Annotated in this window: 21 protein-coding genes; 7 read left to right on the top strand and 14 right to left on the bottom strand. The window is 67.7% G+C overall.

Features of this window, described 5'->3' with window-relative positions; translation table 11 throughout:
- Positions 1-46 precede the first annotated feature (46 nt).
- The 5 genes from ACF088_RS17315 to ACF088_RS17295 all read right to left on the bottom strand — a co-directional run bounded on the left by ACF088_RS17315 (position 47) and on the right by ACF088_RS17295 (position 8,238).
- Positions 47-982: an anti-sigma factor family protein gene (locus tag ACF088_RS17315; protein WP_392376595.1), complete on the bottom strand. Its 936-nt coding sequence runs from the start codon at positions 980-982 to the stop codon at positions 47-49.
- A gap of 5 nt (positions 983-987) precedes the next feature.
- Positions 988-1,683, bottom strand: coding sequence for an RNA polymerase sigma factor SigM (gene sigM / locus ACF088_RS17310; RefSeq protein WP_392376594.1), 696 nt, complete (start codon positions 1,681-1,683; stop codon positions 988-990).
- A gap of 222 nt (positions 1,684-1,905) precedes the next feature.
- Positions 1,906-3,627: a serine/threonine protein kinase gene (locus ACF088_RS17305; RefSeq protein ID WP_392376593.1), complete on the bottom strand. Its 1,722-nt coding sequence runs from the start codon at positions 3,625-3,627 to the stop codon at positions 1,906-1,908.
- 107 nt (positions 3,628-3,734) lie between these two features.
- Positions 3,735-5,936, bottom strand: coding sequence for a murein biosynthesis integral membrane protein MurJ (gene murJ / locus ACF088_RS17300; RefSeq protein WP_392376592.1), 2,202 nt, complete (start codon positions 5,934-5,936; stop codon positions 3,735-3,737).
- Positions 5,937-5,982: 46 nt separating this feature from the next.
- Positions 5,983-8,238: a DUF6049 family protein gene (locus ACF088_RS17295; RefSeq protein ID WP_392376591.1), complete on the bottom strand. Its 2,256-nt coding sequence runs from the start codon at positions 8,236-8,238 to the stop codon at positions 5,983-5,985.
- A gap of 272 nt (positions 8,239-8,510) precedes the next feature.
- Here ACF088_RS17295 and ACF088_RS17290 point away from each other — a divergent pair, with 272 nt between their 5' ends.
- Complete coding sequence (locus ACF088_RS17290) at positions 8,511-9,986, top strand: CCA tRNA nucleotidyltransferase (RefSeq protein WP_392376590.1); 1,476 nt, start codon at positions 8,511-8,513, stop codon at positions 9,984-9,986.
- Positions 9,987-10,094: 108 nt separating this feature from the next.
- On the opposite strand, the gene ACF088_RS17285 is transcribed toward ACF088_RS17290, so the two are convergent.
- The 4 genes from ACF088_RS17285 to ACF088_RS17270 form a co-directional block, all read right to left on the bottom strand.
- Positions 10,095-10,694: a hypothetical protein gene (locus tag ACF088_RS17285; protein ID WP_392376589.1), complete on the bottom strand. Its 600-nt coding sequence runs from the start codon at positions 10,692-10,694 to the stop codon at positions 10,095-10,097.
- A 125-nt stretch (positions 10,695-10,819) separates the two neighbouring features.
- Complete coding sequence (locus ACF088_RS17280; protein ID WP_392376588.1) at positions 10,820-12,079, bottom strand: MFS transporter; 1,260 nt, start codon at positions 12,077-12,079, stop codon at positions 10,820-10,822.
- A 78-nt stretch (positions 12,080-12,157) separates the two neighbouring features.
- Positions 12,158-13,240 (bottom strand): inositol-3-phosphate synthase, encoded by a 1,083-nt coding sequence (locus ACF088_RS17275; protein WP_392376587.1) that lies wholly within the window; start codon positions 13,238-13,240, stop codon positions 12,158-12,160.
- A gap of 46 nt (positions 13,241-13,286) precedes the next feature.
- Positions 13,287-13,967, bottom strand: a complete 681-nt coding sequence (locus ACF088_RS17270) for a PadR family transcriptional regulator (RefSeq protein ID WP_392376586.1) — start codon at positions 13,965-13,967, stop codon at positions 13,287-13,289.
- 361 nt (positions 13,968-14,328) lie between these two features.
- Between ACF088_RS17270 and ACF088_RS17265 the strand changes: the two genes are divergently transcribed.
- Together ACF088_RS17265 and ACF088_RS17260 are read left to right on the top strand one after the other, a co-directional pair.
- Complete coding sequence (locus ACF088_RS17265; RefSeq protein ID WP_392376585.1) at positions 14,329-16,989, top strand: transglycosylase domain-containing protein; 2,661 nt, start codon at positions 14,329-14,331, stop codon at positions 16,987-16,989.
- A 121-nt stretch (positions 16,990-17,110) separates the two neighbouring features.
- On the top strand, positions 17,111-18,592 hold the full coding sequence (locus ACF088_RS17260) for a glycosyltransferase family 87 protein (RefSeq protein WP_392376584.1): 1,482 nt from the start codon (positions 17,111-17,113) through the stop codon (positions 18,590-18,592).
- 95 nt (positions 18,593-18,687) lie between these two features.
- On the opposite strand, the gene ACF088_RS17255 is transcribed toward ACF088_RS17260, so the two are convergent.
- From ACF088_RS17255 to ACF088_RS17245, 3 genes are all read right to left on the bottom strand, one after another.
- A complete protein-coding gene (locus ACF088_RS17255) occupies positions 18,688-19,719 on the bottom strand; it encodes an alanine racemase (RefSeq protein WP_129295304.1) in 1,032 nt (343 codons plus the stop codon).
- Positions 19,720-19,784: 65 nt separating this feature from the next.
- A complete protein-coding gene (locus ACF088_RS17250; protein WP_392376583.1) occupies positions 19,785-20,903 on the bottom strand; it encodes a lipid II:glycine glycyltransferase FemX in 1,119 nt (372 codons plus the stop codon).
- 122 nt (positions 20,904-21,025) lie between these two features.
- Positions 21,026-21,343, bottom strand: coding sequence for a hypothetical protein (locus ACF088_RS17245; RefSeq protein ID WP_392376582.1), 318 nt, complete (start codon positions 21,341-21,343; stop codon positions 21,026-21,028).
- 228 nt (positions 21,344-21,571) lie between these two features.
- On the opposite strand from ACF088_RS17245, the gene rpsF reads away from it, so the two are divergent.
- The 4 genes from rpsF to rplI all read left to right on the top strand — a co-directional run bounded on the left by rpsF (position 21,572) and on the right by rplI (position 23,348).
- Positions 21,572-21,862 carry a 30S ribosomal protein S6 gene (rpsF, locus tag ACF088_RS17240; RefSeq protein ID WP_006604399.1) on the top strand — a complete coding sequence of 97 codons (291 nt, stop codon included), beginning with the start codon at positions 21,572-21,574 and terminating at the stop codon, positions 21,860-21,862.
- Positions 21,863-21,944: 82 nt separating this feature from the next.
- Positions 21,945-22,535, top strand: coding sequence for a single-stranded DNA-binding protein (locus ACF088_RS17235; protein ID WP_088798859.1), 591 nt, complete (start codon positions 21,945-21,947; stop codon positions 22,533-22,535).
- Positions 22,536-22,646: 111 nt separating this feature from the next.
- The gene (gene rpsR, locus ACF088_RS17230) at positions 22,647-22,883 is read left to right on the top strand and encodes a 30S ribosomal protein S18 (protein ID WP_003978893.1); all 237 of its coding nucleotides are present in this window, start codon (positions 22,647-22,649) and stop codon (positions 22,881-22,883) included.
- An 18-nt stretch (positions 22,884-22,901) separates the two neighbouring features.
- Positions 22,902-23,348 carry a 50S ribosomal protein L9 gene (gene rplI, locus ACF088_RS17225; RefSeq protein WP_392376581.1) on the top strand — a complete coding sequence of 149 codons (447 nt, stop codon included), beginning with the start codon at positions 22,902-22,904 and terminating at the stop codon, positions 23,346-23,348.
- 83 nt (positions 23,349-23,431) lie between these two features.
- Here rplI and ACF088_RS17220 read toward each other — a convergent pair whose 3' ends face one another.
- Both ACF088_RS17220 and ACF088_RS17215 read right to left on the bottom strand, forming a co-directional pair.
- Entirely contained in the window at positions 23,432-24,304 is an 873-nt protein-coding gene (locus ACF088_RS17220; RefSeq protein ID WP_392376580.1) for a trypsin-like serine peptidase, read from the bottom strand.
- Between the two features lie 41 nt (positions 24,305-24,345).
- The gene (locus ACF088_RS17215; RefSeq protein ID WP_392376579.1) at positions 24,346-25,683 is read right to left on the bottom strand and encodes an MATE family efflux transporter; all 1,338 of its coding nucleotides are present in this window, start codon (positions 25,681-25,683) and stop codon (positions 24,346-24,348) included.
- Positions 25,684-25,972 lie beyond the last annotated feature (289 nt).

Raw genomic sequence — 25,972 nt, 5'->3', positions numbered from 1 at the left:
CTACGGGGCGAGCATTCCCGGAGTGTCACAGCGCACTGCTCGTCGCTCAGTCTCGCTGGTACGAGTGAGACAGCAGGATTTTTCCGGGAGCCGGTGGCGTGGCGGAGACGCAGGAGGAACTGACGACAAAGGCTGAGACGCGCTGTGCATCGGCCGGATCCGGCAGTACCACGAGGTAGGCGTCCTTGCCCTGGTACCGCGTGTGGCTGGACGCAAGCGGTGCCTCCGTCCGCCCGGTGCCCAGGCGGACACACGACGGAACGGTGTCGGCGCCGCCGCGCAGCGTCGACTCGGGAGAGGTGCGGGTGCCGATGTCCGGGGACTTGTGTGAGCCCTTTGACGCCAGCAGGTCGTGTACATGCGAACCAAGACTGGCGGCGGTCAGGCCCGCTGCCTCTGTGGTCTTCTCGGGGGTGGCGGTGGCCCGGCCGTGGGGGCCTGCCTGGGGGCCGTCGACAGCCGCGTTCTGGATGAGCAGGCCGCCGAAACTGAAGACCGCCGCGGCGGCTGCGGTGCCGAGCAGAATCCGGGGCCAGCGCCGCGAACGGGACGAACGGCCGCCGGGCGACTGCCGGCCCGGCCCGGAGGACCCCCGCGACCGTCCGGCCGACCGGGTGGACGGCCCGACACGGTGGGGAGGCTCGTCGTCGGTTTCACGTGAAACCGTGACGGGGGCGGTGGCTGTTTCACGTGAAACATGAGCCCCGGCGGCGGGAGTGGTGGCGTCCAGCAGTGCTTCGGCGGCGAGGGCGGCATCGATGCGGCCGGCCACGTCGGCCGGCATGCGGATCGGGCCCGGGAGGGTGCCGAGCAGTGCCCGGATCTCTTCCAAAGACGCATAGACGTCATCACACAACGGGCAGCCGGCGAGATGATGGCGCACATCTGCGCTGCGAGAGGGGGATAGCAGCCCGTCCGTGAGGTCGGAGAGCTCGGAGACTTCCGGGTGCTCACCTGTGGGGTGCTCATCCGTGCCGGTCATCGACGTCACGCTCGCCCACCTCCGCCCTTCACGGCACCTGTGTCGTTCGGTCCTGCCGTCGGTGGGACGGATGTCCCCTGCGCCCGGTTCCTTCCCCCGCTCGTGGGTTTGCTATCCACGTGGTCGGCGCGCAGATGGGTGACCAAAGGGAGGAGCCGTGCGCGGCCTCGGGCGCAGCGGCTTTTCACCGTGCCGGTGGGGATGTCGAGGATTGCCGCAGCTTCCGCGACGGGGTAGCCCTGCATATCGACGAGGACGAGCGCAGCACGCTGTTCCGCGGGGAGAGTGCGCAGGGCACTGAGCAGCTCACGGTGCAGGTCCTGGCGCTCGGCGGGTGCCTCGGCGGATTCCTCGGGCTCGAGAAGCTGCTCCAGCCGCTCGGTCTCGGCAATGGGCGAGGTGCGCCGCGAGGCTGCCTTACGGGCCCGGTCCAGACAGGCATTGACCGTGATGCGGTGCAGCCAGGTCGTCACGGCGGACTGCCCGCGGAAGGTGTGGGCCGCGCGATAGGCGGAGACCAGGGCATCCTGCACGGCATCGGCGGCCTCTTCGCGATCACCGAGGGTGCGCAGTGCCACCGCCCAGAGCCGGTCGCGATGGCGGCGGACTATCTCCCCGAAGGCGTCGGGGTCGCCCTTCACGTGCAGGGCAAGGAGATCGGCGTCGCTTGGTATCGAAGCCTTGTCGCTGTCGGTGGACACGGGCCCCCCGGCCGTAGCTGCCTGATCTCGGTCCAATTGAAGCCCGCCAGGTCATGAATGTAAATGCTGTCGATAGGCGGCGGTGTGCAGGCGGGTGGCCCATTTGCGCCGTTCTCACGTGGACGGTCCGTACAGAGCAGCCCCCAAGAGTGTGGGGCTCCGGCCGGAATACCGGACCGGAGCCCCACACAGTGTCCAGGACTGTGCCTTCCTTCACTCTGCTCAGCTGGTGAAGGACACCTCTGTCACACCTTGCCGGTACCCGGCGCTGCTGTACCCGTCACCCGGCGCATACGGCATCGCGGTGATCCACACCACGACGTAGCGCGCCTTTGCCGGCTGAGCCGGCTTGACCTTGGCGGACGAGCCCGATGTCTTGTCCGTTCCCAGCTGGCGCATGGAGCTGAGCGGCTGCGAAGAGGAGAGCGAATCGGCGGCATAGAGCGTCACGGTCGTGTGATTGCCGGTGTAGTGAAGGCCGATCGATGCGCCGCTTATCTGCTGTTTCGAGCCGAGGTCGTAGACGAGACCGACGCCCTTCTTGAAGGCCGGATTCAGGTCAGGGCCCTCGTGATAGCCCTTGCTGCCCCAGTAGGTGCTGGGATTTCCGTCGATCGTGTCCCGCGCCTGATTTGCGTGCTGAGGCTGACCGTCGGGGTAGTACTCCCCGGCCTCCACGATCTTGATCGGCTTGCCCTTGGGCTTCTTGGCCGCGCCACTGCTCGGCTGCGAGTTGGCCGGATCGTCCCGGTCGTTCTCGCGCTTCAACAGAGTGTCCGCCAGCTGCCAGCTGCCCAGCCCCAGCGCCGCGATGAGCAGCGCCGAGACGGACCACTTCAGCGCCCGGCCGGTGCGGCTCTGCAGCGGGGGCGGCGGAGTGGCGACAGGCTGGGCAGCACGGGTCGCCTGCGTGGGGCGAGCCGACGGCTGCCGGTAGTTGCCCTGCTGGTATCCCGTGCGCTGATACGGCGGAGGCGTGGCGAAGGAGGTCTCCGGAGGCCGGATACGCGGCATGGCCGCCACGGCCTTGGCGAGCTCCTCCGGGGTGGTGCACGGCTGCTCCTGGCGGGAAGCCGTGGCTCCATCGTTGATCAAAGCGCGCATGGCGAGCTCGGACAGCCCGCGGTGCACACCGGCGCGCACCTGGTCGGGTGCGATCAGTCCGACTCCCTTGGGCAGGCCGGTGAGGCCGTGGGCGTCGTTCTCGTACGGCCAGCGCTGGGTCAGTGCGGAGTAGAGCAGCGCCCCGATCGCCTCGGTGTCCGTGCGCTGCGGGTGCTCGCAGGTGATGCCGCGCAGCGCCGCCATGACGGCCAGCCCACGGATGCGGTACTGCCCGGACTCCGTGCGCAGCACCGAGCCGGGGGTGATCCGCAGATGGGACAGGCCCTCGCGGTGCGCGGCGGCCATGGCCTGGGAGACCTGGCTGACGAGCTGGTAGGCGTCGTGTGGCTCCAGCGGCCCGTTGGCGAGCACCGTGGTGAGCTCGGTGGCGTCCGGCAGCCACTCATGGACCACGTAGACGAGGTCGTTCTCCTCGACGGCGTCCAGGACCTGGACGAACCGGGGGTCACCCAGCAGCGCCGAGGAACGGGCGGCGGACAGCACCGGCCGGGCCCGGGGATGGTCAGCCGGCAGGATGTGCACGCCGACGGCGCGGCGCAGCTTTTCGTCGACCGCACGCCAGCTGCTGAATCCGTCCAGACGGGTGACGCACTCCTCGAGGCGGTAGCGTCTGGCAAGCTTGTGGCCGCTGTGTAGTTCCGGTGGCTGGGCTTCGATCGCCGCGGCACGCTCCTCATCGGTGCCCTCGGCGTCTTTTTCCCTGCCGGATACCTTCTCGGCCTTAGCACCGTCGTCCGTGGCCTTACCCGCCTTGGCGGTCAGCGGTTCCTCACCGCTCGTGTCAGCCACGTCGACGGCAGCCGTGCTCCGTTCCGCCACCGTCGTTCCTGCCTCCCCATCCGTTGCAGGCTCAATGAGCCAAGACAATTGTGCCCACAGTCCGCCACTATGCACGACACACGGTGGCAGTCGATGGTTGTGCTCAATCAACGCCCAAGCTTCGACCGGACCATGCCGACCAGGGCGTTCAGTTCCTCGATGCGCATTTTGCGTGCAGCCACGTAGAACACGGCCAGAAGTGCGGCAGCACCGGCGACCAGAGCGGCCAGCGACCCGAGGAACCCGCTGCCGAGTGCCTGCATGATCCCGTACACCGCGGCTCCCGAGATGATCGTGGCCGGGATGCTGGCGCCCGCCAGCCGTGCGTAGGTCCGCACGACATGAGCCGTGTCGAGATCGCCGTCCATGCGCTTGCTCAGACGGCGCCAGGCCACGCCCACGCCGATGATGTATGCCAGGCCGTAGGAGGCCGCCATGCCGACCACGGCCCAGCGGGCGGGCAGGACCAGGAAGCACAGACCGGAGGCCGCGGCGTTGACGGCCGCGACGATCACCGTGTTGTAGAAGGGCGTGCGGGTGTCCTCGTACGCGTAGAAGGCGCGCAGGACGACGTACTGCACCGAGAACGGGATCAGGCCCACACCGAAGGCCATCAGCATGTAGCCCATCGGGATGCCGGCGCCGGACGAGCCGTAGACCAGCGTGCACAGCGGGATGCCGAGGGAGAGGAAGCCGAACGAGATCGGGACGATCGCCACGGCGGAGGTGCGCAGGCCCTGCGACATGTCGTCCCGGACGGCTCCGGTGTCACCGTCGTGCGCGGACCGTGCCAGCCGCGGCAGCAGCGCCGCCATGACGGAGACGGTGATGATCGCCTGCGGCATGTTCCAGATCAGCTGTGCGCTGGCGTACGAGATGAAGCCGGTGCCCGGATGCCCCTGGTCGTTGGCGGTGTTGCCGGCCCAGGTGGAGAGCTGGGTGACGACGAGGACGCCCGCCTGGTTGGCGAGCACGAACAGCACGGTCCATTTGGCGAGCTTGGCGGCCTTGCCCAGGCCGTGGCCGCGCCAGTCGAAGCGCAGCCGGAGCTTGAATTCGGCGTCGCGCAGGTAAGGGATCATCGCCAGGGCCTGGACGACGAGCCCGAGGAGGGTGCCGATTCCCAGGAGCCGGATGCCCTCGTCGGGGATGGTGGCAACGCCGATGTGCGAGGTCTTCGCCGTGCCGTAGACCCAGATGAACAGGCCGAAGGTGGCGATCATGACGATGTTGTTGAGGACGGGGGTCCACATCATCGCGCCGAAGCGGCCGCGGGCGTTGAGGATCTGTCCCATCACGACGTGCAGACCCATGAAGAAGATCGTGGGTACGCAGTAGCGGGTGAACGCGACGGCGACTTCGTTGGCCGCGGGGTCACGGGAGATGTCGAAGGAGACCAGTTTCACCAGCAGTGGCGCCGCCACGACCGCCAGGACCGTGAGCACGCCGAGTACCACGACGACCAGCGTCAGCAGCCGGTTTGCGTAGGCCTCGCCGCCGTCCTCGTCCTCCTTCATCGCGCGCACCAGCTGCGGGACGAAGACGGAGTTGAGACCGCCGCCGATGGTCAGGATGAAGATCATCGTCGGGAGCTGGTACGCGACCTGCCAGGAGTCACCGAGCACCGCACCACCGAGGGCCGCGACGATCAGCGCCGAGCGGATGAAGCCCGTGAGACGCGACACCATCGTGCCGGCGGCCATCACCGCGCTGGACTTGAGCAGGCCGGAGGCGCGGCCGCCGGAGGGCTTGCCGGCCGCCGCCACGGGGGCCGGCTCCGGTGCGGTCTGCTGCGGCACGGCCTCCGGCCCGGGCACCGCGGGGCCGGCCGTCGCAGGAGCGAGGTGCTGCGGCTCGTAGGACTGCTGGTCCTGGAAGAGATGGGCGAAGGCGTCGGGCTCCGGACGCTCGTCGGCGGCCTGGGTGATCAGGTCGTCCACGCCCACGAACTGTGTCGTCGCCGCGGCATCGCCGTACGGGAGATTCCGCGTCGGGCCCTGCGGCTCGGGGGGCGGGGGCGAGGCCCACAACTGCGGGTCGGGCGTGTGGCCGCCGGCAGCAGGCTGCTGGTAAAGCGGCTGCGGGGGCTGCCCGGGCGGCGGCGGGGGGTGCGCGGCGCGGTCGTAGAGTGCCTCGGTCACCGGGTCCTGAGCCGTCGGGTCCTGGGCGCGGTGCGGGTCGTTGCGGTAGGCGTCCTGGACATAGGGGTCCTGGGCGTACGGGTCCTGGTCCGCAGGCGGCGGAGGGACCGGCCCCGTGGGGTCGCCGTTGGCGCCCCGGCCCCGGTCACCGTCGTACGGCGCATTCATCGCTGCCCCACCTCATCCGTCGCCGGCCATCCGGCCCCGCCATCTATCAACGGTCCACTTTCTCACCTGAGCCGGACGGGTCGGAGCTTTCCGATCCGGTGTCCGGCGTGGGGTCACTCGGCTGCTCCGGCTCGTCGCCATCGGTGCCGCCGTTGTCGCCGTCCGTGCCTGTGTCGTCATCGGGTCCGTCGCCGTCGGACCCGTCCTCGGCCCGCCGGGCGGCCGCCTGCTTGCGCTGGAGGTAGATCCGCACACCGGCGAGGACGAGCAGCAGCACGCCGCCCGCGATGACGAGCATCACCGTTGCGGTGATCTCCGTGACGTTCACCTGGAACATCATGGGGTCACCGTAGGGCTTTCCGTCCGCTGTGTAGAGCTGGGCGGTGACCCATGCCCGGCCATTGGCGTTCGCCGTGGTGTCGAACTTGAACGACTGGCTGTGCCCGCCGTCCACCGTGATCTGCTGCGACTTCCCCGCGTCCAGACGGTTGGGCTGGGACGAGGTCAGCTTCAGCGTCATGTCCTTGACGCCCTGGACCAGGTTGTTCTGCACCGTCACCGGAATCGTGGCGCTGCGCCCGGAGAGCGTCGCCCCCGACTTCTGGATCAGGTGGACCTTCTTGGTCAGACCGTCGAGGTAGCTGCGGACGGAGTGCCGGTACGTTGTGGCGCCGGTGGCGTCGCCCCGCCACTGCGTCGACATCTCCCGCATCATGGCGTTGCCGAACGGGGTCACGACGCGCTCCGGCTGGGCCAGGATCACCTGGAAGTCGTCCAGGGCGGACTGGGTGCCCTGGATCTGCCGGAAGGCGTTGACCGGGAGTTCCTGCCTGCGCAGCGAGGGCGGGTAGGCGGCGCCGCTCGGCACATGACGGGTGGCCGCGCGGTCGGGCTTGGCCTTGGCCGCGCCGCCGAGGTTCAGCGACTGGGTCCAGCTGCCGGACTCGTCCAGGCTCCGCAGTGCGGTGGCCATGGCGTGGGCCTGGCTGACCGACGGCATGCGCTGCGGCGCGACGACGACGCTGCGCTGCCGGCCCGGGTCCTCAAGGCTGATCATCTGGGTCTGTGCGAGAAAATCCTGGACCGCGTGGGCGGAGTTTCCGGCCTTCGACATATCGCCCTCGAAGGCCCGTGAGAGCTGCGCATCCGCGACGACGGCGGTGTTGCCGCCGCCGATGGGGCGGGCCGCCGTCGGCGTGTAGGACAGCCTGTCGGCGTCCCGCAGGCTGTCGCTGCGAGTGATCACGTTGTGTGCACCGGCCGAGGTTGCGACATCCACGATGGACGAGTCGATCGCGCCGTCGACGGGCCAGGCGAAGTCCGTGCGCGGCTTGACGCCGAGGATCGTGTCCACGGTCTTGTCGGCAAGGTCGGTGGCCGGGCCGAGGTGGCTGAGCGCGCTGGGCACGCTCTTGCCGTGGTGAGCGAGCGAGGCCAGATCGGGATCGGCAAAGGGCAGCGCGACGACCTCATGCGACTTGACTGCTTCTTCGAGGTCGTGCAGCCACTGCTTGGCGACTGCCTGGTTCTTGCCCATGGGGCCGTCCGGGCCGTTCACCCGGTACGACTTGGTCATGGCGTCGACGGTCGCGAGGAGGTCGGGATCGATGACGAAGGTCACCGGGAGGTTTTTGCCGAGGGCGACCATCTGCTGCAGCCGGCCTCCGGGCGCGAGCTCGGCAGCGAGGTCGTCGTTGCGGAAGACCGGTGTCTGCTGGGCATCGGCGTCGGTCTCGGCGGTGAGATGCGTGGGGGAGATCAGCGGCCACATGTAGGTGAGCTGCGTCTTCTTCCCGTCTCCGGCCGGCTGCCAGGGAAGGAAGGTCCGGTCGAAGCCGAGGACCTGCCCGGAGGGCGCGGACGGAGAACGCCCTGACAGAGAGATACCGAGCTGGTACACGCCGTTAGCGCCGAGGTTGAGGTCCTTGGCCGGCACGCTGAGGCTGAAGGGGCGGCTGACGCCGGGTTCCAGCTTGCCGATCTTCTCGGTGTGGCCCTTGATCTCCTCGCCGTCCATGCCCGGCAGATAGCCGGTACGACGGGACGCATTCTCGATGGAGCTACGGCCGCCGAGCGCGGATCCGCGGTGCATTCCGACATGCGCATCCGTGATCGTGCTGCTGCCGTCATTGGTGAGCGTGCCGGAGACGGTGACCGTGTCGCTCTTGGAGGGAGCGGACGGGGACATCGAGTCGATGGTGACGTCGACCGTGCGGGAGCCGGTCGGGGCCGCCTGGGCGGAGGAAGCGTGCGGAACCTGGAGCAGCCCCACGAGAAGGAGCACTCCAGTGAGCAGTGTCACGGTCCTTCGCAGCCATCGACCACGCGGCCGTTCAGTCCGCTGGAACCCTGCCGCCTCGGCCACGCGCTCGCCCGTCCCTCGTCGTCGTCAGTGGTCGTTCGGAATGTGCGTCCACGAATGGTAACGAGACGCGCAGCGACGGCGTGCCAGGGACTGCTCCACATGATCTCGGCGCAGAGGCCGCGTGCCCAGCCTGTTCCCTTGATCGGGCCCGGCCTGTCCCCTTTATTACGTGACGCTTTGCACTGCGCGGCCACGTACCCTGTTTTGTTGTGCCGAACGCCAACAATGACCTCCCCGCCCCGACCGCCGAGCGGACCCCGCTGTCGACGAACGCGCTGAACCATGTGCAGCGCCGCGCCGTGAGCGAGCTGCTGAGGGTGTCCCCCGTCGCGGATGACCTGGCCCGTCGCTTCCAGGAGGCCGGGTTCACACTTGCCCTGGTCGGCGGCTCCGTCCGGGACGCGCTGCTGGGCCGGCTCGGCAATGACCTCGACTTCACCACCGACGCCCGACCCGAGGACGTTCTGAAGATCGTCCGGCCATGGGCGGACGCGGTCTGGGAGGTGGGCATCGCCTTCGGGACGGTCGGCTGCAAGAAGGAATCGTTCGACATCGAGGTCACGACCTACCGCTCCGAGGCGTACGACCGCACCTCCCGCAAGCCCGAGGTGTCGTACGGCGACTCCATCGAGCAAGACCTGGTGCGTCGGGACTTCACGGTGAACGCCATGGCGGTGCTGCTGCCGCAGAAGGAGTTCGTCGACCCGCATGACGGCCTGGAGGACCTGGCCGCGCGCGTGCTGCGCACGCCGGGGACGCCGGAGGAGTCCTTCTCCGATGACCCGCTGCGGATGATGCGCGCGGCCCGCTTCGCCGCTCAGCTGGACTTCGAGGTGGCCCCGGAGGTCGTCGCCGCGATGAAGGCGATGTCGGACCGCATCGAGATCGTCTCCGCGGAGCGCGTACGGGACGAGCTGAACAAGCTGATCCTGTCGGCACACCCGCGCGAGGGCTTGCGGCTGCTCGTCGATGCGGGACTGGCCGACCAGGTTCTGCCGGAGCTGCCCGCTCTGCGGCTGGAAAGTGACGAGCATCACCGCCACAAGGACGTCTACGAGCACTCGCTGACCGTCCTGGAGCAGGCGATCGACCTCGAGGAGAACGGCCCCGATCTTGTGCTGCGGCTGGCGGCGCTTCTGCACGACATCGGCAAGCCCAGGACGCGGCGCTTCGAGAAGGACGGTCGGGTCTCCTTCCACCACCACGAGGTGGTGGGCGCGAAGATGACCAAGAAGCGGATGACCGCCCTGAAGTACTCCAACGACATGGTCAAGGACGTCTCGCACCTGGTGGAGCTGCATCTGCGGTTCCATGGTTACGGGACGGGTGAATGGACGGACTCCGCCGTCCGGCGGTATGTACGGGACGCCGGCCCGCAGCTGGAGCGGCTCCACAAGCTGACACGCTCGGACTGCACTACTCGCAACAAGCGCAAGGCCAGTGCCCTGTCGCGCGCCTACGACGGGCTTGAGGAGCGCATTGCGCGGCTGCAGGAGCAGGAGGAGCTGGAGGCGATCCGCCCGGACCTGGACGGTAACGACATCATGCAGATCCTGGACATCCGCCCCGGGCCCGAAGTCGGCAAGGCCTACAAGCAGATGCTGGAGCTCCGACTGGAGCGCGGGCCGATGGAGAGGGATGTAGCGATCGCCGCTCTGAAGGAGTGGTGGGCCACCCAGGGCTGATGTTTCACGTGAAACCGGGGGTCGGTGAACCCCCACGTTTCACGTGAAACGTGGGGCGGTGTTTCACGTGAAACACCGCCCCACGACGCATCCCAGGCTTGCCCCGCGCTACTTCGCCGAGGTCAGGCAGAGCACCATGTGAGTGTCGGACCCCCTGCGTCGGTGCACGCTCTTGGTGTACGCGGACTGATTTGCGGGGCACACGGATGGGTCCGAGGTGTCATCGTGCACCGCGGCCACCTTGTACTGGGCATCCGAGGTGCCGCAATCCACCACCTCAAGGCCATCGTCGAGCGAACTGCTGGACTTCTTCACGCAGTCGCCGACCTCGGCGCTGCTCGCGTCGTCCATGCTGCTGATCCAGACGACTACGAGGAAGATCAGGCCGAGGACAGCTCCGATAACCCTCAGGATCGACTTGGGGGAATGGCGCTTGGCGGGCTGCGGCGGCGGTACGGGGGCTCCGCCTTGCATGAAGAGTTGCTGGGGCGGCGCGGGGTAACCAGGCTGAGGCTGTCCGTACGGAGCCTGCGGCTGCTGGGGGTAGGCGTATCCGCCCTGGGGTTGGCCGTAGGGGGCCTGGGGTGCCGGCGGTGCCTGTGGGTACGGGGTCTGTCCGTAGGGCTGTTGCCCGTATGGCTGCTCGTACGGCACCTGTCCGTACGGTGCCTGCCCGTATGGCTGTTGCCCCTGAGGCGGCGTCGTCATGGATCTCCCCCGATATTGATGTGTACAGGCTGGTGTAGGACGTCCGTAAGGTATCCGGTCCGGCCGTCTCGCCGCAGAGCCTTGATCACCTCGGGATGAGGAGCGAGGGGTGAGGGGTGAGGGGCTCAGCTACGCACCACGCGGACCAACGCCACGGTGACCACCGCGTAGAGGACGGTCACCACACCGAGCAGCGGGGTGGAGCGTCCGTCCGGAGGCAGCATGAGGGCAGCGACCGCGGCGGCGCCGACGAAGGCGGCATTGAAGAGAACGTCGTAGATGGCGAAGATCCGGCCGCGGAAGCCGTCGTCGACCGTCGACTGGACGATGGTGTCGGTGGCGATCTTGGTCCCTTGGGTGCCGAGGCCGAGCATGAACGCGGCGGCCAGCATCGGACCCGGCATGAAGAACAGCCCGAGAGACGGCACCAGTACGGCGCCCATGGCGGCACAGCAGGCGATCCAGCCGAACGCGGTGAGCCGCGAGACGGCCCAGGGCGTGATGACAGCGGCCGCGAAGAAGCCCGCCCCTGACACTCCGACGGTGATCCCGAGCAGGGCCAAGCCCTCCGCCTCGGTGCTGGACCAGGAGTACCGGCACAGCATCAGCACCGTGACCGTCAGGGCTCCGTAACAGAAGCGGATCAAGGCCATCGCGGTCAGCGCCCGTGCCGGAGCGCGCCGCTCGGTGAGATGGCGCAGCCCGTCCGCAAGTCCCTGCATGGTGCTCAACAGGGCGTCGCGCAGGTGAGGTTGGAGGCGGGCTGCATCGGGGCCGAGCAACTGCGGTGCCATACGCAGGGCGGTGAGGGCTGAACAGAAGTAGAGGGAGGCGGCGAGTAGCACGACATACGCGTCAACGTCCGAGCCCGCCAGCCGGATGGCGAACGCGAGGCCGCCGCCGGCGGTGGCGGCGAGCGTTCCGGCCGTGGGGGCCAGGGAGTTGGCCATGACCAGCTGCTCTTCACCGTCGACCACACGCGGGAGCGCGGCCGAGAGCCCCGCCAGGACGAAGCGGTTGACGGCGGTCACGAACAGGGCCGAGGCGTAGAAGAGCCAGTCGGGCGCCTGCGACGCGATCAGCGCCGCCGTCGCCATCGCCAGCACCGTGCGCAGCAGATTGCCGTACAGCAGGACCTGACGACGCCGCCAGCGGTCGAGCAGTACGCCGGTGAACGGCCCGAGGAGGGAGTACGGAAGCAGCAGGATCGCCATGGCGGAGGCGATGGCCGCGGGGGAGGTCTGCTTCTCGGGTGAGAAGACGACAAAGGAGGCGAGCGCGACCTGGAACACTCCGTCGGCCGCCTGGGAAAGGAGCCGTGCGGCAAGGAGCGAACGGAAGTCGCGTAGCCGGAGTAATACGCGGAGGTCGCGCACAGCGTGCATGAGGCACAGCCTCACACAGCCCGCAGGCCCCCGGGTGGAATACCCGGGGGCCCGCGCAGGCAGGGTGCGTCGGGCGTCTCAGCGCTCGACTTCGCCGTTGATGAACTTCTCGACGTTCTCCCGTGCCTCGTCGTCGAAGTACTGCACCGGCGGGGACTTCATGAAGTACGAGGACGCGGAGAGGATCGGGCCGCCGACGCCCCGGTCCTTGGCGATCTTCGCGGCGCGCAGGGCGTCGATGATGACACCCGCGGAGTTCGGGGAGTCCCAGACCTCGAGCTTGTACTCCAGGTTCAGCGGGACATCACCGAAGGCGCGGCCCTCGAGGCGGACATAGGCCCACTTGCGGTCGTCCAGCCAGGCCACGTAGTCCGAGGGGCCGATGTGGACGTTGTCCTCGCCCAGTTCACGGTCCCGGATCTGGGAGGTGACGGCCTGGGTCTTGGAGATCTTCTTGGACTCCAGGCGCTCGCGCTCGAGCATGTTCTTGAAGTCCATGTTGCCGCCGACGTTCAGCTGCATCGTGCGGTCCAGGACGACGCCCCGGTCCTCGAAGAGCTTGGCCATCACGCGGTGCGTGATCGTGGCGCCGACCTGCGACTTGATGTCGTCACCGACGATCGGGACACCGGCCTCGGTGAACTTGTCCGCCCACTCCTTGGTGCCGGCGATGAAGACCGGGAGTGCGTTGACGAACCCGACCTTGGCGTCGATGGCGCACTGGGCGTAGTACTTCGCGGCGTCCTCGGAACCGACCGGTAGGTAGCAGACCAGGACGTCGACCTGCTTGTCCTTGAGGATCTGGACGATATCGGCCGGGGCCTCGGTGGACTCCTCGATGGTCTGGCGGTAGTACTTGCCCAGGCCGTCGTAGGTGTGGCCACGCTGGACCGTCACGCCCGCGTTGGGCACGTCGCAGATCTTGATGGTGTTGTTCTCGCTGGCGCCGATGGCATCCGCGAGGTCGAGCCCGACCTTCTTGGCGTCGACGTCAAAGGCCGCCACGAACTCGATGTCACGCACGTGGTAGTCGCCGAACTGCACGTGCATGAGGCCGGGCACGCGGCTCTTCGGGTCGGCGTCCTTGTAGTACTCGACGCCCTGTACCAGCGAGGCGGCGCAGTTGCCCACGCCGACGATGGCTACGCGAACCGAACCCATTCCGGTTGCTCCCTGTGTTCTCGATGAGGACCTGCACAGCAGAGCCTCATGTGGTGGTGTCATCGGACGGATCCGGCCGGGAACCACTCCGGTGCCGGGGCAGGCCGCCCGTGTCGCCTGACTGGTTCTTCTGGTCCTGTGCTGTGGGACCTGGTGCGCGCTGGTCACGCCCCGCGCGCTCACTCTCGATGAGCTCGTTCAACCAACGGACTTCGCGCTCCACGGACTCCATGCCGTGCCGCTGCAGCTCGAGGGTGTAGTCGTCCAGCCGCTCGCGGGACCTGGCCAAGGAGGTACGCATCCTCTCGAGGCGCTCCTCCAGCCGGCTACGGCGGCCTTCCAGCACGCGCATCCTTACGTCCCGAGACGTCTGGCCGAAGAAGGCAAAGCGGACGCCGAAGTGCTCGTCCTCCCATGCATCGGGTCCGGAGTGGGCGAGCAACTCCTCGAAGTGTTCTTTGCCCGCTGCGGTCAATCGGTAGACGATCTTGGCTCGGCGCCCTGTCAGCGCCGCGGCGGGTACACCCTCCGTAGCGCCCTCTGTTTCCTCGATGAGCCAGCCGCTCGCGACCAGCGCCTTGAGGCAGGGGTAGAGGGTGCCGTAGCTGAACGCGCGGAAGACCCCGAGTGAGGTGTTGAGCCGTTTTCGCAGCTCATAGCCGTGCATCGGGGATTCGCGGAGCAGGCCGAGGACGGCGAACTCGAGGATGCCGGAACGTCTGCTCATCCTCCGCCTCCTTGGTCCTGTGCGTTCTTTATGCCGTGCTGATGTATCGACTCGATACATCCAGACGATAGAGCGGTGCCCCGGGCTGAACAAGTGGGGGGACGGTGAACGGCATCACATCACCGAATCGTTCTCATCAACCTGACTGATTTGGAGTGAATTTCAACACTGGGCAGGTTTTGGCCGTGCGTAGTCTGTGCGGCATGCAGACTGCCGGGAACCGTGGGCCTATATCTGGCGTCCCCATCCTCGGTGTAGTGCGGCTCGCGCCTCAGGAGCGAGCTGTGCATCGGGGGGACCTGAAGACAACTGCCGCCTTCAGGCGACGAGATAGCGCGCCTGCCCGAGGAGTATTCGTTCCATGAGCGAGCACCGTCGCAAACCGCCACAGCCGCAGGGTGGCGGACGTGCCGCGGCCCGACGCGCCGCACAGCAGCCACCGGGGCGTCGTACCGCCTCTCCGCGTGGCTCCGCTGCCGATCCTGCCCCCCACTCCGAGCCGACCGGTCATGAGCCGCGGCAAGGAGGGCGCGCCGAGGCCCGCAGAGCTGCCCAGCGCGGCGGCCGCCGGCGGGCGACCGATGCCTCCGCGACGGCTGCCGGTGGCGGCGCCGGCGGCCGTGGTGGCGGGGGCCGGCGCGGTGGCGGGGGCGATGGCCCCGAGGGAGGCCGCGGACGCGGCGGCGGGAAGCCTGCCAAGAAGCGTCTGATCGACTACCCGCGTGCCAACCGTGTCGGGTGGCGGCGCTTTGTGCCCTCCTGGAAACAGGTCGCCACCCTGTGCGTCGGTTTCATAGGGCTGATCGTGGGTGCCTCCGGCGTCGCGCTGGCCCTGGTGCACGTTCCTGACGAGAGCCTGGCCGCCAAGTCGCAGAACAATGTCTACCTCTGGGCCAATGGCAAGGTCATGGCGCGCGACGGTGAGACAAACCGGCAGAACGTCACGATCAACGAGATTCCGCGGTCGATGCAGAACGCGGCGATCGCCGCGGAGAACGCCTCGTTCCGGACGGACTCGGGTGTGGACCCGATGGGCATCGCACGTGCGGTGTTCAACATGGCCAAGGGCGGCGAGACCCAGGGCGGCTCGACCATCACCCAGCAGTATGTGAAGAACGCGATGCTGAGCCAGCAGCAGACCCTTGACCGCAAGTTCAAGGAACTGTTCATCGCGATCAAGGTCGGCTGGTCGAAGAACAAGAACGAGATCCTTCAGGGATATCTGAACACCAGCTACTACGGTCGCGGGGCGTACGGGATCCAGGCAGCGGCTCAGGCGTACTACGGAGTGGACGCCGCCAAGCTGGATGCGAACCAGAGCGCCTTCCTGGCCACCGTGCTCAAGGGTGCGGACCTGTATGACCCCGCGGGCGGCACCAGCCCGGGGGCCACGCGGGCGGCGAACACCGCCCGTGCCAAGGCTCGGTGGTCCTGGATCCTCGACCGCGAGGTCGAGAACCACTTCCTGTCGAAGACGCAGCGGGACAAGTACCGGAATCATTTCCCCACGCCACACCTGCCGAAGCCGGTGGCCAGCAAGAGCGGCCAGATCGGCTACATGATGGACACCGCGAAGAAGTACGTGCTGAAGCACGCGGGTCTGAGCGAGGCGCAGTTCGACAAGGGCGGCTACACGATCCGGACGACCTTCGACGCGAAGAAGACCAATGCGCTGGAGGGCGCGGTCAAGAAGGTCAACAAGCGGTACATCAACCCGGAAAAGCGCGCCAAGGACAAATACGTCCAGTTCGGTGGCGCCTCCGTGGTACCGGGAGACGGCAAGATCGTCGCTCTGTACGGCGGTGAGGGTTACGACAAGGGGCACTTCAGCAACAACGCCGACACCTTCGGCGTGCCGGTCGGCTCGACCTGGAAGCCGTTCGTGCTCGCCGCGGGGATGAAGTACGGAACGGCCAAGAGCGGCGGACCGATCTCACCGGACAGTCGCTACAACGGCGACGACCACCTGAAGGTGAAGAACGCCGACGGCAGCTTTGTTACAAAGCGGGACAACTCGCCCTTCTATCAGGAGAACGAGAGCAACCACCCCTGGGGCTACATCCCCTTGACCAAGGCGATGGAACAGTCCGTCAACACGCCCTTCGTGCAGCTCGGCATGGACGTCGGGATGAAAAAGGTCCGGGAAATGGCGCGTGCCGCGGGCATCGCACCGGCCAGCTTCGACAAGAACCTGAACCCGTCCTTTGCGCTGGGCACCTCCACTCCGAGTGCGATTCGTATGGCCGATGCCTATGCGACCTTCGCCCAGTCGGGAGAGAAGGTGGAGCCGTATTCGGTGACCAAGGTGACGTTCGAGGGTGAAGACCTGCCGGGCTTCGACAAGCCCAATCAGGAGACGGCGATGGATTCCAACATCGCCAACAACGTGACCAAGGTGCTGGAGAACGTCATCCAGAACGGCACGGGAAAGCTGGCCAAGCGGCTGAACATGCCGGCGGCGGGCAAGACCGGCACCACCGACGAGAACAAGTCGGCCTGGTTCGTCGGCTACACCAAGCAGCTTTCGACGGCCGTCACCATGTTCCGTGAGGATGCAAAGAATCCGCGTCAGCTGTCCATGAACGGCGTCGGCGGTTTTGACTCGATCCACGGTGGTGCACTGCCCACCGAGGTATGGACCGAGTACATGTTGCAGGCGATGAATGGCGCCACATCGGAGCCGTTCCCGGCTGCTACGCCCATCGGGCGCCGGGTGGACGAGGCCGGCATGCCGTCGCCGACGCCGACGCCCACGCCGTCGGACACGCCCTCGCAGACTCCGTCGGGGACTCCCAGTGACTCCGCTTCGCCGTCGGACTCTCCCAGCCCGAGCCCGACAGACACCTGCTCCCCCTGGGACATCAACTGCAAGAACAGCGGCGGAGCCGGTAACGGCGGGGCCAACGGCGGAGGACCGGGTGGACCGGGTGGACCGGGCGGTGACACCGGAGGCACGAGTCCCACGCCTGACCCGACGGACGCGAACGGTGGTGGAGGCCTCTTCGGCGGCCCTAGCGGCTGACCGGCCGTTTCACGTGAAACGCCGTTTCACGTGAAACGCGGAGCCATAAAGCCCCCGCCCGGCTCAAGCCGGGCGGGGGCTTCGCCGTGTTCTGCACAGGGGTGTACGGCAGGATGGGGCCATGACGAGCGTGCGACGGGACGAGCCGGTACGGCCGACGAGGCGGGATGAGGTGGCGGCGGCCGGCAGCGAGCTGATCGGCGGACCGATCGGCCGGCGCGCACTGCTCGGGATCAGCCGGCTGACGCCGGTACGTGTCATCGCGCTCGTCGCCATCGGCATGTTCGCGCTGGGCATGGTGCAGAAGTTGCCCTGCTACAACGGTGGCTGGTTCTTCGGCGCGACGAGCCAGTACGTCCACGCCTGCTACTCCGATATCCCCCATCTCTATGCGGGGCGGGGCTTCGCCGATGGGCTGATCCCGTATTTCGACCGGTTGCCCGGCGATATGGAGTATCTCGAGTACCCCGTGCTCACCGGTGCCTTCATGGAGATCGCCTCCTGGATGACACCGCACGGCGGGAGTATCCAGTACCGCGAACAGATCTACTGGCTGGTCAATGCCGGCATGCTGATGATCTGCGCCGCTGTCGTCGCGGTGTGCGTGACCCGCACCCACCGGCGACGCCCCTGGGACGGCCTCCTCGTCGCCCTGGCACCGGCCGCCGCCCTCACCGCGACCATCAACTGGGATCTGCTGGCGATCGCCCTGACTGCCGCAGGGATGCTGCTGTGGTCACGCAGCCGCCCGCTTGCGGCCGGTGTCCTCATCGGGCTGGCCACCGCGGCGAAGCTGTATCCGGTGCTGTTGCTCGGCCCGCTGCTGGTGCTGTGCTGGCGTGCGGGAGCCTGGCGCGCGTACGGGCGGGCGGCGGCCGGCGCCGTCGCATCCTGGCTGGTGGTGAACCTGCCGGTGATGATCACGCACGATGGCGCGGGATTCCACATCCGGGAAGGATGGGCAAAGTTCTACACGTTCAGCCAGGAGCGGCCCATCGACTTCGGTTCGGTCTGGCTCCTGATCTCACAGCGAACCGGTAACCCGCTGGAGAACGCCAATACCTATGCCACGCTGCTGATGATCCTGGGCTGTGGCGCCATCGGCCTGCTGGCCCTGTATGCGCCGCGCCGGCCACGCTTCGCACAGCTGGCGTTCCTCGTCGTCGCGCTGTTCATCCTCACCAACAAGGTCTACTCACCGCAGTACGTCCTGTGGCTGACCCCGCTCGCCGTACTGGCCCGGCCGCGCTGGCGGGACTTCCTGATCTGGCAGGCCTGCGAGGTCATGTACTTCCTGGGGATCTGGACGTACCTCGCCTACACAGGCAACGGTGACAAGCACCAAGGCCTGCCGCTTGAGGGCTACCAGCTGGCCATCGTGCTGCACCTCGTGGGCACCCTCTATCTGTGCGCCGTGGTCGTCCGGGACATTCTGCTGCCGGAGCGCGATGTGGTCCGCAGGGACGGGGACGACGACCCGTCGGGCGGCGTCCTGGACCGCAGCCCCGATGTGTTCGTGCTCGGCCGCGCCTATCACCGTCCCCGGCACGCGGTGCAGTTCGAGGGGGCACCGCAGGTGCGCTGGGGCGCCGTACGGGAGTAAGGCGGCACCGGGACCGTCCATGCACCGGGCCCGGTGCCGCAGAGACGGTCTGCGGCACCGGGCCCTTGGTGTGTTCCGAGCGGGGGGCTACCGGCTCAGCGGTCCACAAGGCGGTCGAACTGCGTGGTGGTGTGCCGCAGATGGGCCACCAGTTCCTCGCCGACCTGCGGCTGCGGTGCGTCGCCCGGCACGAACAGGATCGACACCTGCATGTGGGGCGGCTCCGCGAACCAGCGCTGCTTCCCGGCCCACACATACGGCGCGAGATTGCGGTTGACGGTGGCCAGGCCGGCCCGGGCCACGCCCTTGGCACGCGGCATCACGCCGTGCAGTGCCTTGGGTGACTCCAGGCCGACGCCGTGCGAGGTGCCGCCGGCCACCACCACCAGGTAGCCGTCGGAGGCTGCCTTCTGCTGGCGGTAGCCAAAGCGCTCGCCCTTGGCGACCTGGGTGACATCGAGCACCGAGCCGCGGTACTCGGTGGCCTCGTGGTCGCCGAGCCACAGCCGCGTACCGATCCGTGCACGGAACCGCGTCTGGGGGAACTGCTGCTGGAGACGGGCGAGTTCATCGGCCTTGAGGTGGCTGACGAACATGGTGTGCAGCGGGAGGCGGGCATTGCGGAGCCGGTCCATCCAGCCGATGACCTCCTCGACCGCGTCGGACCCGTCGGCACGGTCCAGCGGGAGGTGCAACGCGAAGCCCTCGAGCCGGATGTCCTCGATGGCCGCAGCAAGCTTCGGCAGATCCTCCGGCTTGACGCCATGGCGCTTCATGCTGCTCATGACCTCGATGACGACCCGGGCGCCGACCAGGCCGCCCACGCCCTCGACCGAGGAGACCGAGCGGATCGCCCGGTCGGGCAGCGGCACCGGCTCCTCACCGTGGCGGAACGGCGTCAGGACGAGTAGGTCGCCGCTGAAGAAGTCCTTGATACGGGCCGCTTCGTAGGTCGTGCCGACCGCGAGGATGTCGGCGCCCAGGCGGGTCGCCTCGTCGGCGAGGCGCTCATGGCCGAAGCCGTAACCATTGCCTTTGCAGACCGGGACCAGCCCGGGGAACTGCTGGAGAACGCTCTGCTGATGCGCCCGCCAGCGCGCGGTGTCGACGTAGAGGGTGAGCGCCATGGCCGGGCCCGGAACCTTTCTCGTGGCTGGGGTGTGTCAGGAGTACGGACGGTGCGGTGAAGCGGTCAGCGGCGCGACATATACATGTCGAGCGCCTTGTGCAGCAGCTTGTTGAGCGGGAAGTCCCACTCGCCGAGGTACTCCGCTGCCTGCCCACCCGTGCCGACCTTGAACTGGATCAGGCCGAAGAGATGGTCGTTCTCGTCCAGCGAGTCGCTGATGCCGCGGAGGTCGTAGACCGAAGCGCCCAGCGCGTAGGAGTCCTGCAGCATCTTCCACTGCATCGCGTTCGAGGGCCGGACCTCGCGCTTGTGGTTGGCGGAGGCGCCGTAGGAGTACCAGACGTGGCCCCCGACGATCAGCATCGTGGCCGCCGCGACGTTCTCGCCCTCGTGGCGGGCGAAGTAGAGCCGCATGCGGTTGGGATCCTCGGAGTTGAGGGCCGTCCACATGCGCTGGAAGTAGCCCAGCGGCCGCGGATGGAAGTGGTCACGCTCCGCGGTGATCTCGTAAAGCCGCTGCCATTCGGCCAGTTCCTCGTAGCTGCCCTGGACAACCTCGACACCGGCCTTTTCGGCCTTCTTGATGTTGCGGCGCCACAGCTGGTTGAAGCCCTTGTGGACCTCCTCCAGCGAACGGTTGGCCAGCGGCACCTGGAAGACATAGCGCGGCTGAACGTCGCCGAAGCCGGCGCCGCCGTCCTCACCCTGCTGCCAGCCCATGCGCCGCAGCCGGTCGGCCACCTCGAAGGCGCGGGGCTCGATGTGGGTGGCTTCGACGTCCCGCAGCCGCTTGACGTCCGGGTTCTGGATGCCGGACTTGATCGCGACGGAGTCCCAGCGGCGGATGATCACCGGGGGGCCCATCTTCACGGAGAAGGCGCCCTTCTGCTTGAGGTGGCTGAGCATCGGCTGCAGCCAGTCCTCAAGGTTCGGTGAGAACCAGTTGATGACCGGGCCCTCGGGGAGATAGGCGAGGTAGCGCTTGATCTTGGGCAGCTGGCGGTAGAGCACCATGCCCGCGCCGACCAGCGCGCCGCTTGCGTCGAACCAGCCCAGACTCTCCGAAAGCCATTCGGCCTTGACGTCCGCCCAGGCAGGAACCTGCATGTGGCTGGCCGCGGGCAGACTCTGGATATATGCCAGATGCTGCTCTCGGCTGATGGTCCTCAGGGTCAGGCTCATGCGGGGCGCTCCTCGGCAGGTGTGTCCCCTTGGTGGGGCTCCGGCTCTCGCGCCGAAGCCTACTGTGACCGCGGAGCGCCCCGTCTGGGCCATACGGGACGGAGCCCCGTATGCCGTATCGGTTAGCCGATCAGGCCGCCGAAGAGGCCGCCGTGAGCCAGACCGAGGTAGAAGCCGACGGCCGCCGCCCCGAGGCCGATGATCAACAGGAAGCGTTCACCTGTCGTCGACGAGATGAACTGTCCCCACAGGCCGGTGCCGATTCCGATCAGGCCGACCCAGGAGCTGACCAGGTGCAGGCTGGGAGAGAGCGTGGTGAAGATGGCGATCGCGCCGAGGACCACGGTCACAATGGCGATGGTGTTCTCGACGGGATGGGCCTTGCCGTCGCTGTTGAGAAGCGAGAGCAGACTGCGCTGGGTCCGTGCTGCCTGTGCCATGCGGCACCTCCGATGACAGGGCGGCGCACTGTAACGCCGCTCACACCCGTTGTGTTCCAGATTGGGGGGTGGGGCGGGCGGATTTCAACCGGAAGGCTTCAGGCAGGTACTCTGTACGGTCTGCGCCTATGTCTGTCCGGATGACCGGACGGGCTCGGTGCGGAACGCATACGACCCTCCTGCCACGGAACGACCGTGGCCGCTGAGTCCAAAGGAGGTGGGTTCTACATGCGTCACTACGAGGTGATGGTCATCCTCGACCCCGATCTCGAGGAGCGCGCTGTCTCCCCGCTGATCGAGAACTTCCTTTCCGTCGTCCGTGAGGGCAACGGAAAGGTCGAGAAGGTCGACACCTGGGGCCGTCGTCGTCTCTCTTACGAGATCAAGAAGAAGCCCGAGGGCATCTACTCGGTCATCGACCTGCAGGCCGAGCCTGCGGTCGTCAAGGAGCTCGACCGTCAGATGAACCTGAATGAGTCGGTCCTCCGGACCAAGGTCCTTCGTCCCGAGACCCACTGAGCGCGCAAGCGTCCAGCGGTAACCGGGTCCGAGTAGCAGCAACACCAGCAGCCAGCAGCACACCCGCCGAGAGGTTCCCCTAATGGCAGGCGAGACCGTCATCACGGTTGTCGGCAATCTTGTCGACGACCCCGAGCTGCGCTTCACCCCGTCCGGTGCGGCGGTCGCGAAGTTCCGTGTCGCGTCCACTCCCCGCACTTTCGACCGTCAGACCAATGAGTGGAAGGACGGCGAGAGCCTGTTCCTGACCTGCTCGGTGTGGCGTCAGGCGGCGGAGAACGTCGCCGAGTCCCTGACGCGGGGTACCCGCGTGGTCGTCCAGGGCCGCCTCAAGCAGCGGTCGTACGAGGACCGCGAAGGCGTGAAGCGCACGGTCTACGAGCTCGACGTCGAGGAAGTCGGCGCGAGCCTGAAGAACGCCACGGCCAAGATCACCAAGACCAGTGGTCGCGGTGGCCAGGGCGGCGGCGGCTTCGGCGGCGGTCAGCAGGGCGGTGGCCAGGGTGGCGGCGGCTGGGGCGGCGGCCCCGGCGGCGGCCAGCAGGGCGGCGGCGGGGCTCCCGCCGACGACCCGTGGGCGACCAACGGTCCGGCCGGCGGTGGCCAGCAGGGTGGCGGCGGTGGCTGGGGCGGTAGCTCCGGCGGTGGCTACTCGGACGAGCCGCCCTTCTAGGTCCGTACAGCTGGCTCGGCTCCGCGCTGTTTCACGTGAAACAGCGCCGTGAGGCGGCCAGGGGCCTTGAGGGCGTCAGCACAAACTTCTTGAACTCATTGGAGAGAGATAATGGCGAAGCCGCCTGCTCGCAAGCCTAAGAAGAAGGTTTGCGTGTTCTGCAAGGAGAAGATCTCCTACGTCGACTACAAGGACACGAACCTGCTGCGGAAGTTCATCTCCGACCGTGGCAAGATCCGTGCCCGCCGGGTCACCGGCAACTGCACTCAGCACCAGCGTGACGTCGCCACGGCCGTGAAGAACAGCCGTGAGATGGCGCTGCTGCCCTACACGTCCACCGCGCGATAAGGGAAGGGTGACCGAATCATGAAGATCATCCTCACCCACGAGGTCTCCGGCCTCGGCACCGCCGGCGACGTCGTTGACGTCAAGGACGGGTACGCCCGTAACTACCTGGTCCCGCGTGGTTTCGCGATCCGCTGGACCAAGGGTGGCGAGAAGGACGTCGAGCAGATCCGCCGCGGTCGCAAGATCCGCGAGATCGCCACGATCGAGCAGGCCAACGAGGTCAAGGGTCAGCTCGAGGGCGTCAACGTGAAGCTGGCCGTTCGCGCCGGCGACGCGGGTCGCCTGTTCGGCTCCGTCACCCCGGCCGATGTCGCCTCGGCGATCAAGGCCGCCGGTGGTCCGGACGTCGACAAGCGTCGTGTCGAGTTCGGCTCGCCGATCAAGACCCTGGGCGCGCACCAGATCTCCGTGCGTCTGCACGCCGAGGTCGTGGCGAAGCTCGGCGTCGAGGTCGTCGCCGCGTAATTGCCGCACCACGCCGAAGGGCCGCATCCCGTCACCATCGGGGTGCGGCCCTTCGCCGTGTCCAGGGCGCCGGCGGCCGACTGTCAGTCCTCGTCCTGGGCACGCTTGTAGAGCTCGGCGACGTCGTCGTCGAAGTACGCGGCGTAGGAGACATCGTCTTCGTCACCGCCGCCTTCATGGCCGCCGAGAACTCCGATGACCGTGCCGGTGTGGCTCTTGGGGTCGTAGTCGGCCAGCCAGGGGCTGCCGCTCGTCCCGCCTTCGAAGTCGGTGCACTGGATGCGCATCTGGGTGTCGCTGTACTTCGTGGTGCGGTTCTGGCAGGAGATCGGGGTGTCCCGGCTGGTCGGATAGCCGGTGATCTTGACTTCGTTGTCGAAGCCACGGTCTATGCCGAGGGTGTTGCCGCCCAGGACGTCCTGGATCTGCTTGCCGTTGTTCTTGTCGAGCACGAGGAAGGCGACATCGAGATCTTCGTCCTGCGACTTGGCCCAGCGGTCGTCGACGATCACCTTTTTGACCTTCCACAGGCCGGTGGGCTCGTCGCGGTCGCGGTAGTCGGGGGCAAAGACGAGATCGTCCACCGTCGTCCCGGCATCCGCATCAAAGGCACAGTGCGCCGCGGTGATGAGCATGTTCCGGCTCGGGCTCTGCACCACGCTCGCCGTACAGAAGTGGTCTCCGGAGTCGTCCTTCTCGAAGACCACGCCGACCCGGGCGTTCTGCTCGGTGCGGCGGGGAGTGTATGCACTGCCGTCTTCGGCCGGGGCCGTAGCGGCGGGATCCTGGTCCTGGGGATCTTGGCCGGCCTCGCCGGATTTGCCGAAGCTGCTGTGACCGCTGACACGACTGCTGCTCCTCTCGCCCTCCCCCTCCGAGGCATAGCCCACCACGACAGCAGCCACCATGACGACGGACGTCAGGGGCAGCACGGACTTACTGGCAAGCGAGCGCACACGGTCATTATTGACATGCGCTGCGTGTTGCGGGAGATGGTTCAGCGCGAGGCCCCTGTCACAATCCACCGGCCCGAGCGGGTACGCACCCACAGAGTCAGCATGCGGACCGTCATCATCAGGGCCATTGCCCACCACAGCGCCACCAGTCCGCCGCCCAGGGCGGGTACAGCCAGCGCGGCCGGAGCGAACAGCGCCAGCGTCACCACCATGGCCCAGGCGAGATACGGGCCGTCCCCCGCGCCCATCAGAACGCCGTCGAGGATGAAGACGATGCCGGAGACCGGCTGTGTCACGGCCACGACCAGGAGCGTGCTCAGCAGCGGGCCCTGCACGGCGGGGTCCGAGGTGAACAGGGGGATGAACAACGGACGGGCGAGCGCGACCAGCACGCCGAGGACCAGGCCGGCGGCGATACCCCACTGGACCATCCGGCGGCAGGCGGCCCTGGCACCGTCGCGGTCCTCCGCACCGAGGTAGCGGCCTATGATGGCCTGCCCGGCGATGGCGATGGCGTCCAGCGCGAAGGCCAGCAGGGACCACAGCGTGAGCACGATCTGGTGCGCGGCGACCTCGGCGTCGCCGAGCCGGGCGGCAACGGCGGTGGCGATCATCAGCACAGCGCGCAGCGAGAGCGTACGGACCAGCAGCGGGACACCTGCCTGAGCCGAGGCGCGGATGCCCACGGCATCGGGGCGCAGCGAGGCACCATGCCGTCGTGCACCGCGGATCACCACGGTGAGGTAGACGGCGGCCATACCGCACTGGGCGATGACCGTGCCCCAGGCGGAGCCCGCGATGCCGAGCCCGGCGCCGTAGACCAGGCAGATGTTGAGGGCGGCATTGGCGGAGAAGCCGCCGATGGCGACATAGAGCGGGGTCCGGGTGTCCTGGAGCCCGCGGAGCACGCCGGTGGCGGCCAGCACGACGAGCATCGCGGGGATGCCGAGGGCGCTGATGCGCAGGTACGCCGTCGCGTACGGGGCGGCGGTGGCGGATGCTCCGAAGGCCTCGACGAGCCAGGGGGCCGTGGGCAGGACGGCCACGATGACGGCGGCGCCGAGCAGCAGGGCGAGCCAGATACCGTCCATGCCCTGGCGGATGGCGGCGGGGAGGTCCCCGGCGCCGACCCGGCGGGCGACCGCCGCGGTGGTGGCGTAGGCGAGGAAGACGAAGACGGAGACGGCGGTGGTGAGCAGGGCGGCGGCGACGCCGAGGCCGGCGAGCTGGGGAGTGCCGAGGTGGCCGATGACGGCGCTGTCGACCATGACGAACAGAGGTTCCGCGACCAGTGCGCCGAACGCGGGCAGGGCGAGGGCGATGATCTCGCGGTCATGGCGGCGGTCGGTGCGCCGCGGTGTCGCGGGAGCCTGGGTCATGCGCCCAAGGTAATCGTCCACAGGTAAGAGATGCAAACCCCTTGCATCCCTTACTTTCCGCTCTGTGGAGTTGCCTTCCCTGTGCCGTTTGTCGTGATCTTGAGCCGCGCGGAGAAGTTTTTCTTCCCCACAGCCTATGGATGAGGAAACTGCAGGTCAGGAGGGTGAGGGTGGGGTGATTGTGTGCTTGTCCACAGAAGTTTCCCCCGTGCCGTGCACAGGATCCGGGGACTTCTCCACAGCTGTAGGCCAGTCATCCACATGGCCTGTGGATAACCAGATTGGCGGA

Source organism: Streptomyces sp. NPDC015125, assembly GCF_043080045.1.
Classification (GTDB): domain Bacteria; phylum Actinomycetota; class Actinomycetes; order Streptomycetales; family Streptomycetaceae; genus Streptomyces.
Note: the sequence above shows the minus strand (reverse complement) of the source record. Positions and strands in the feature narration are given on the sequence as shown.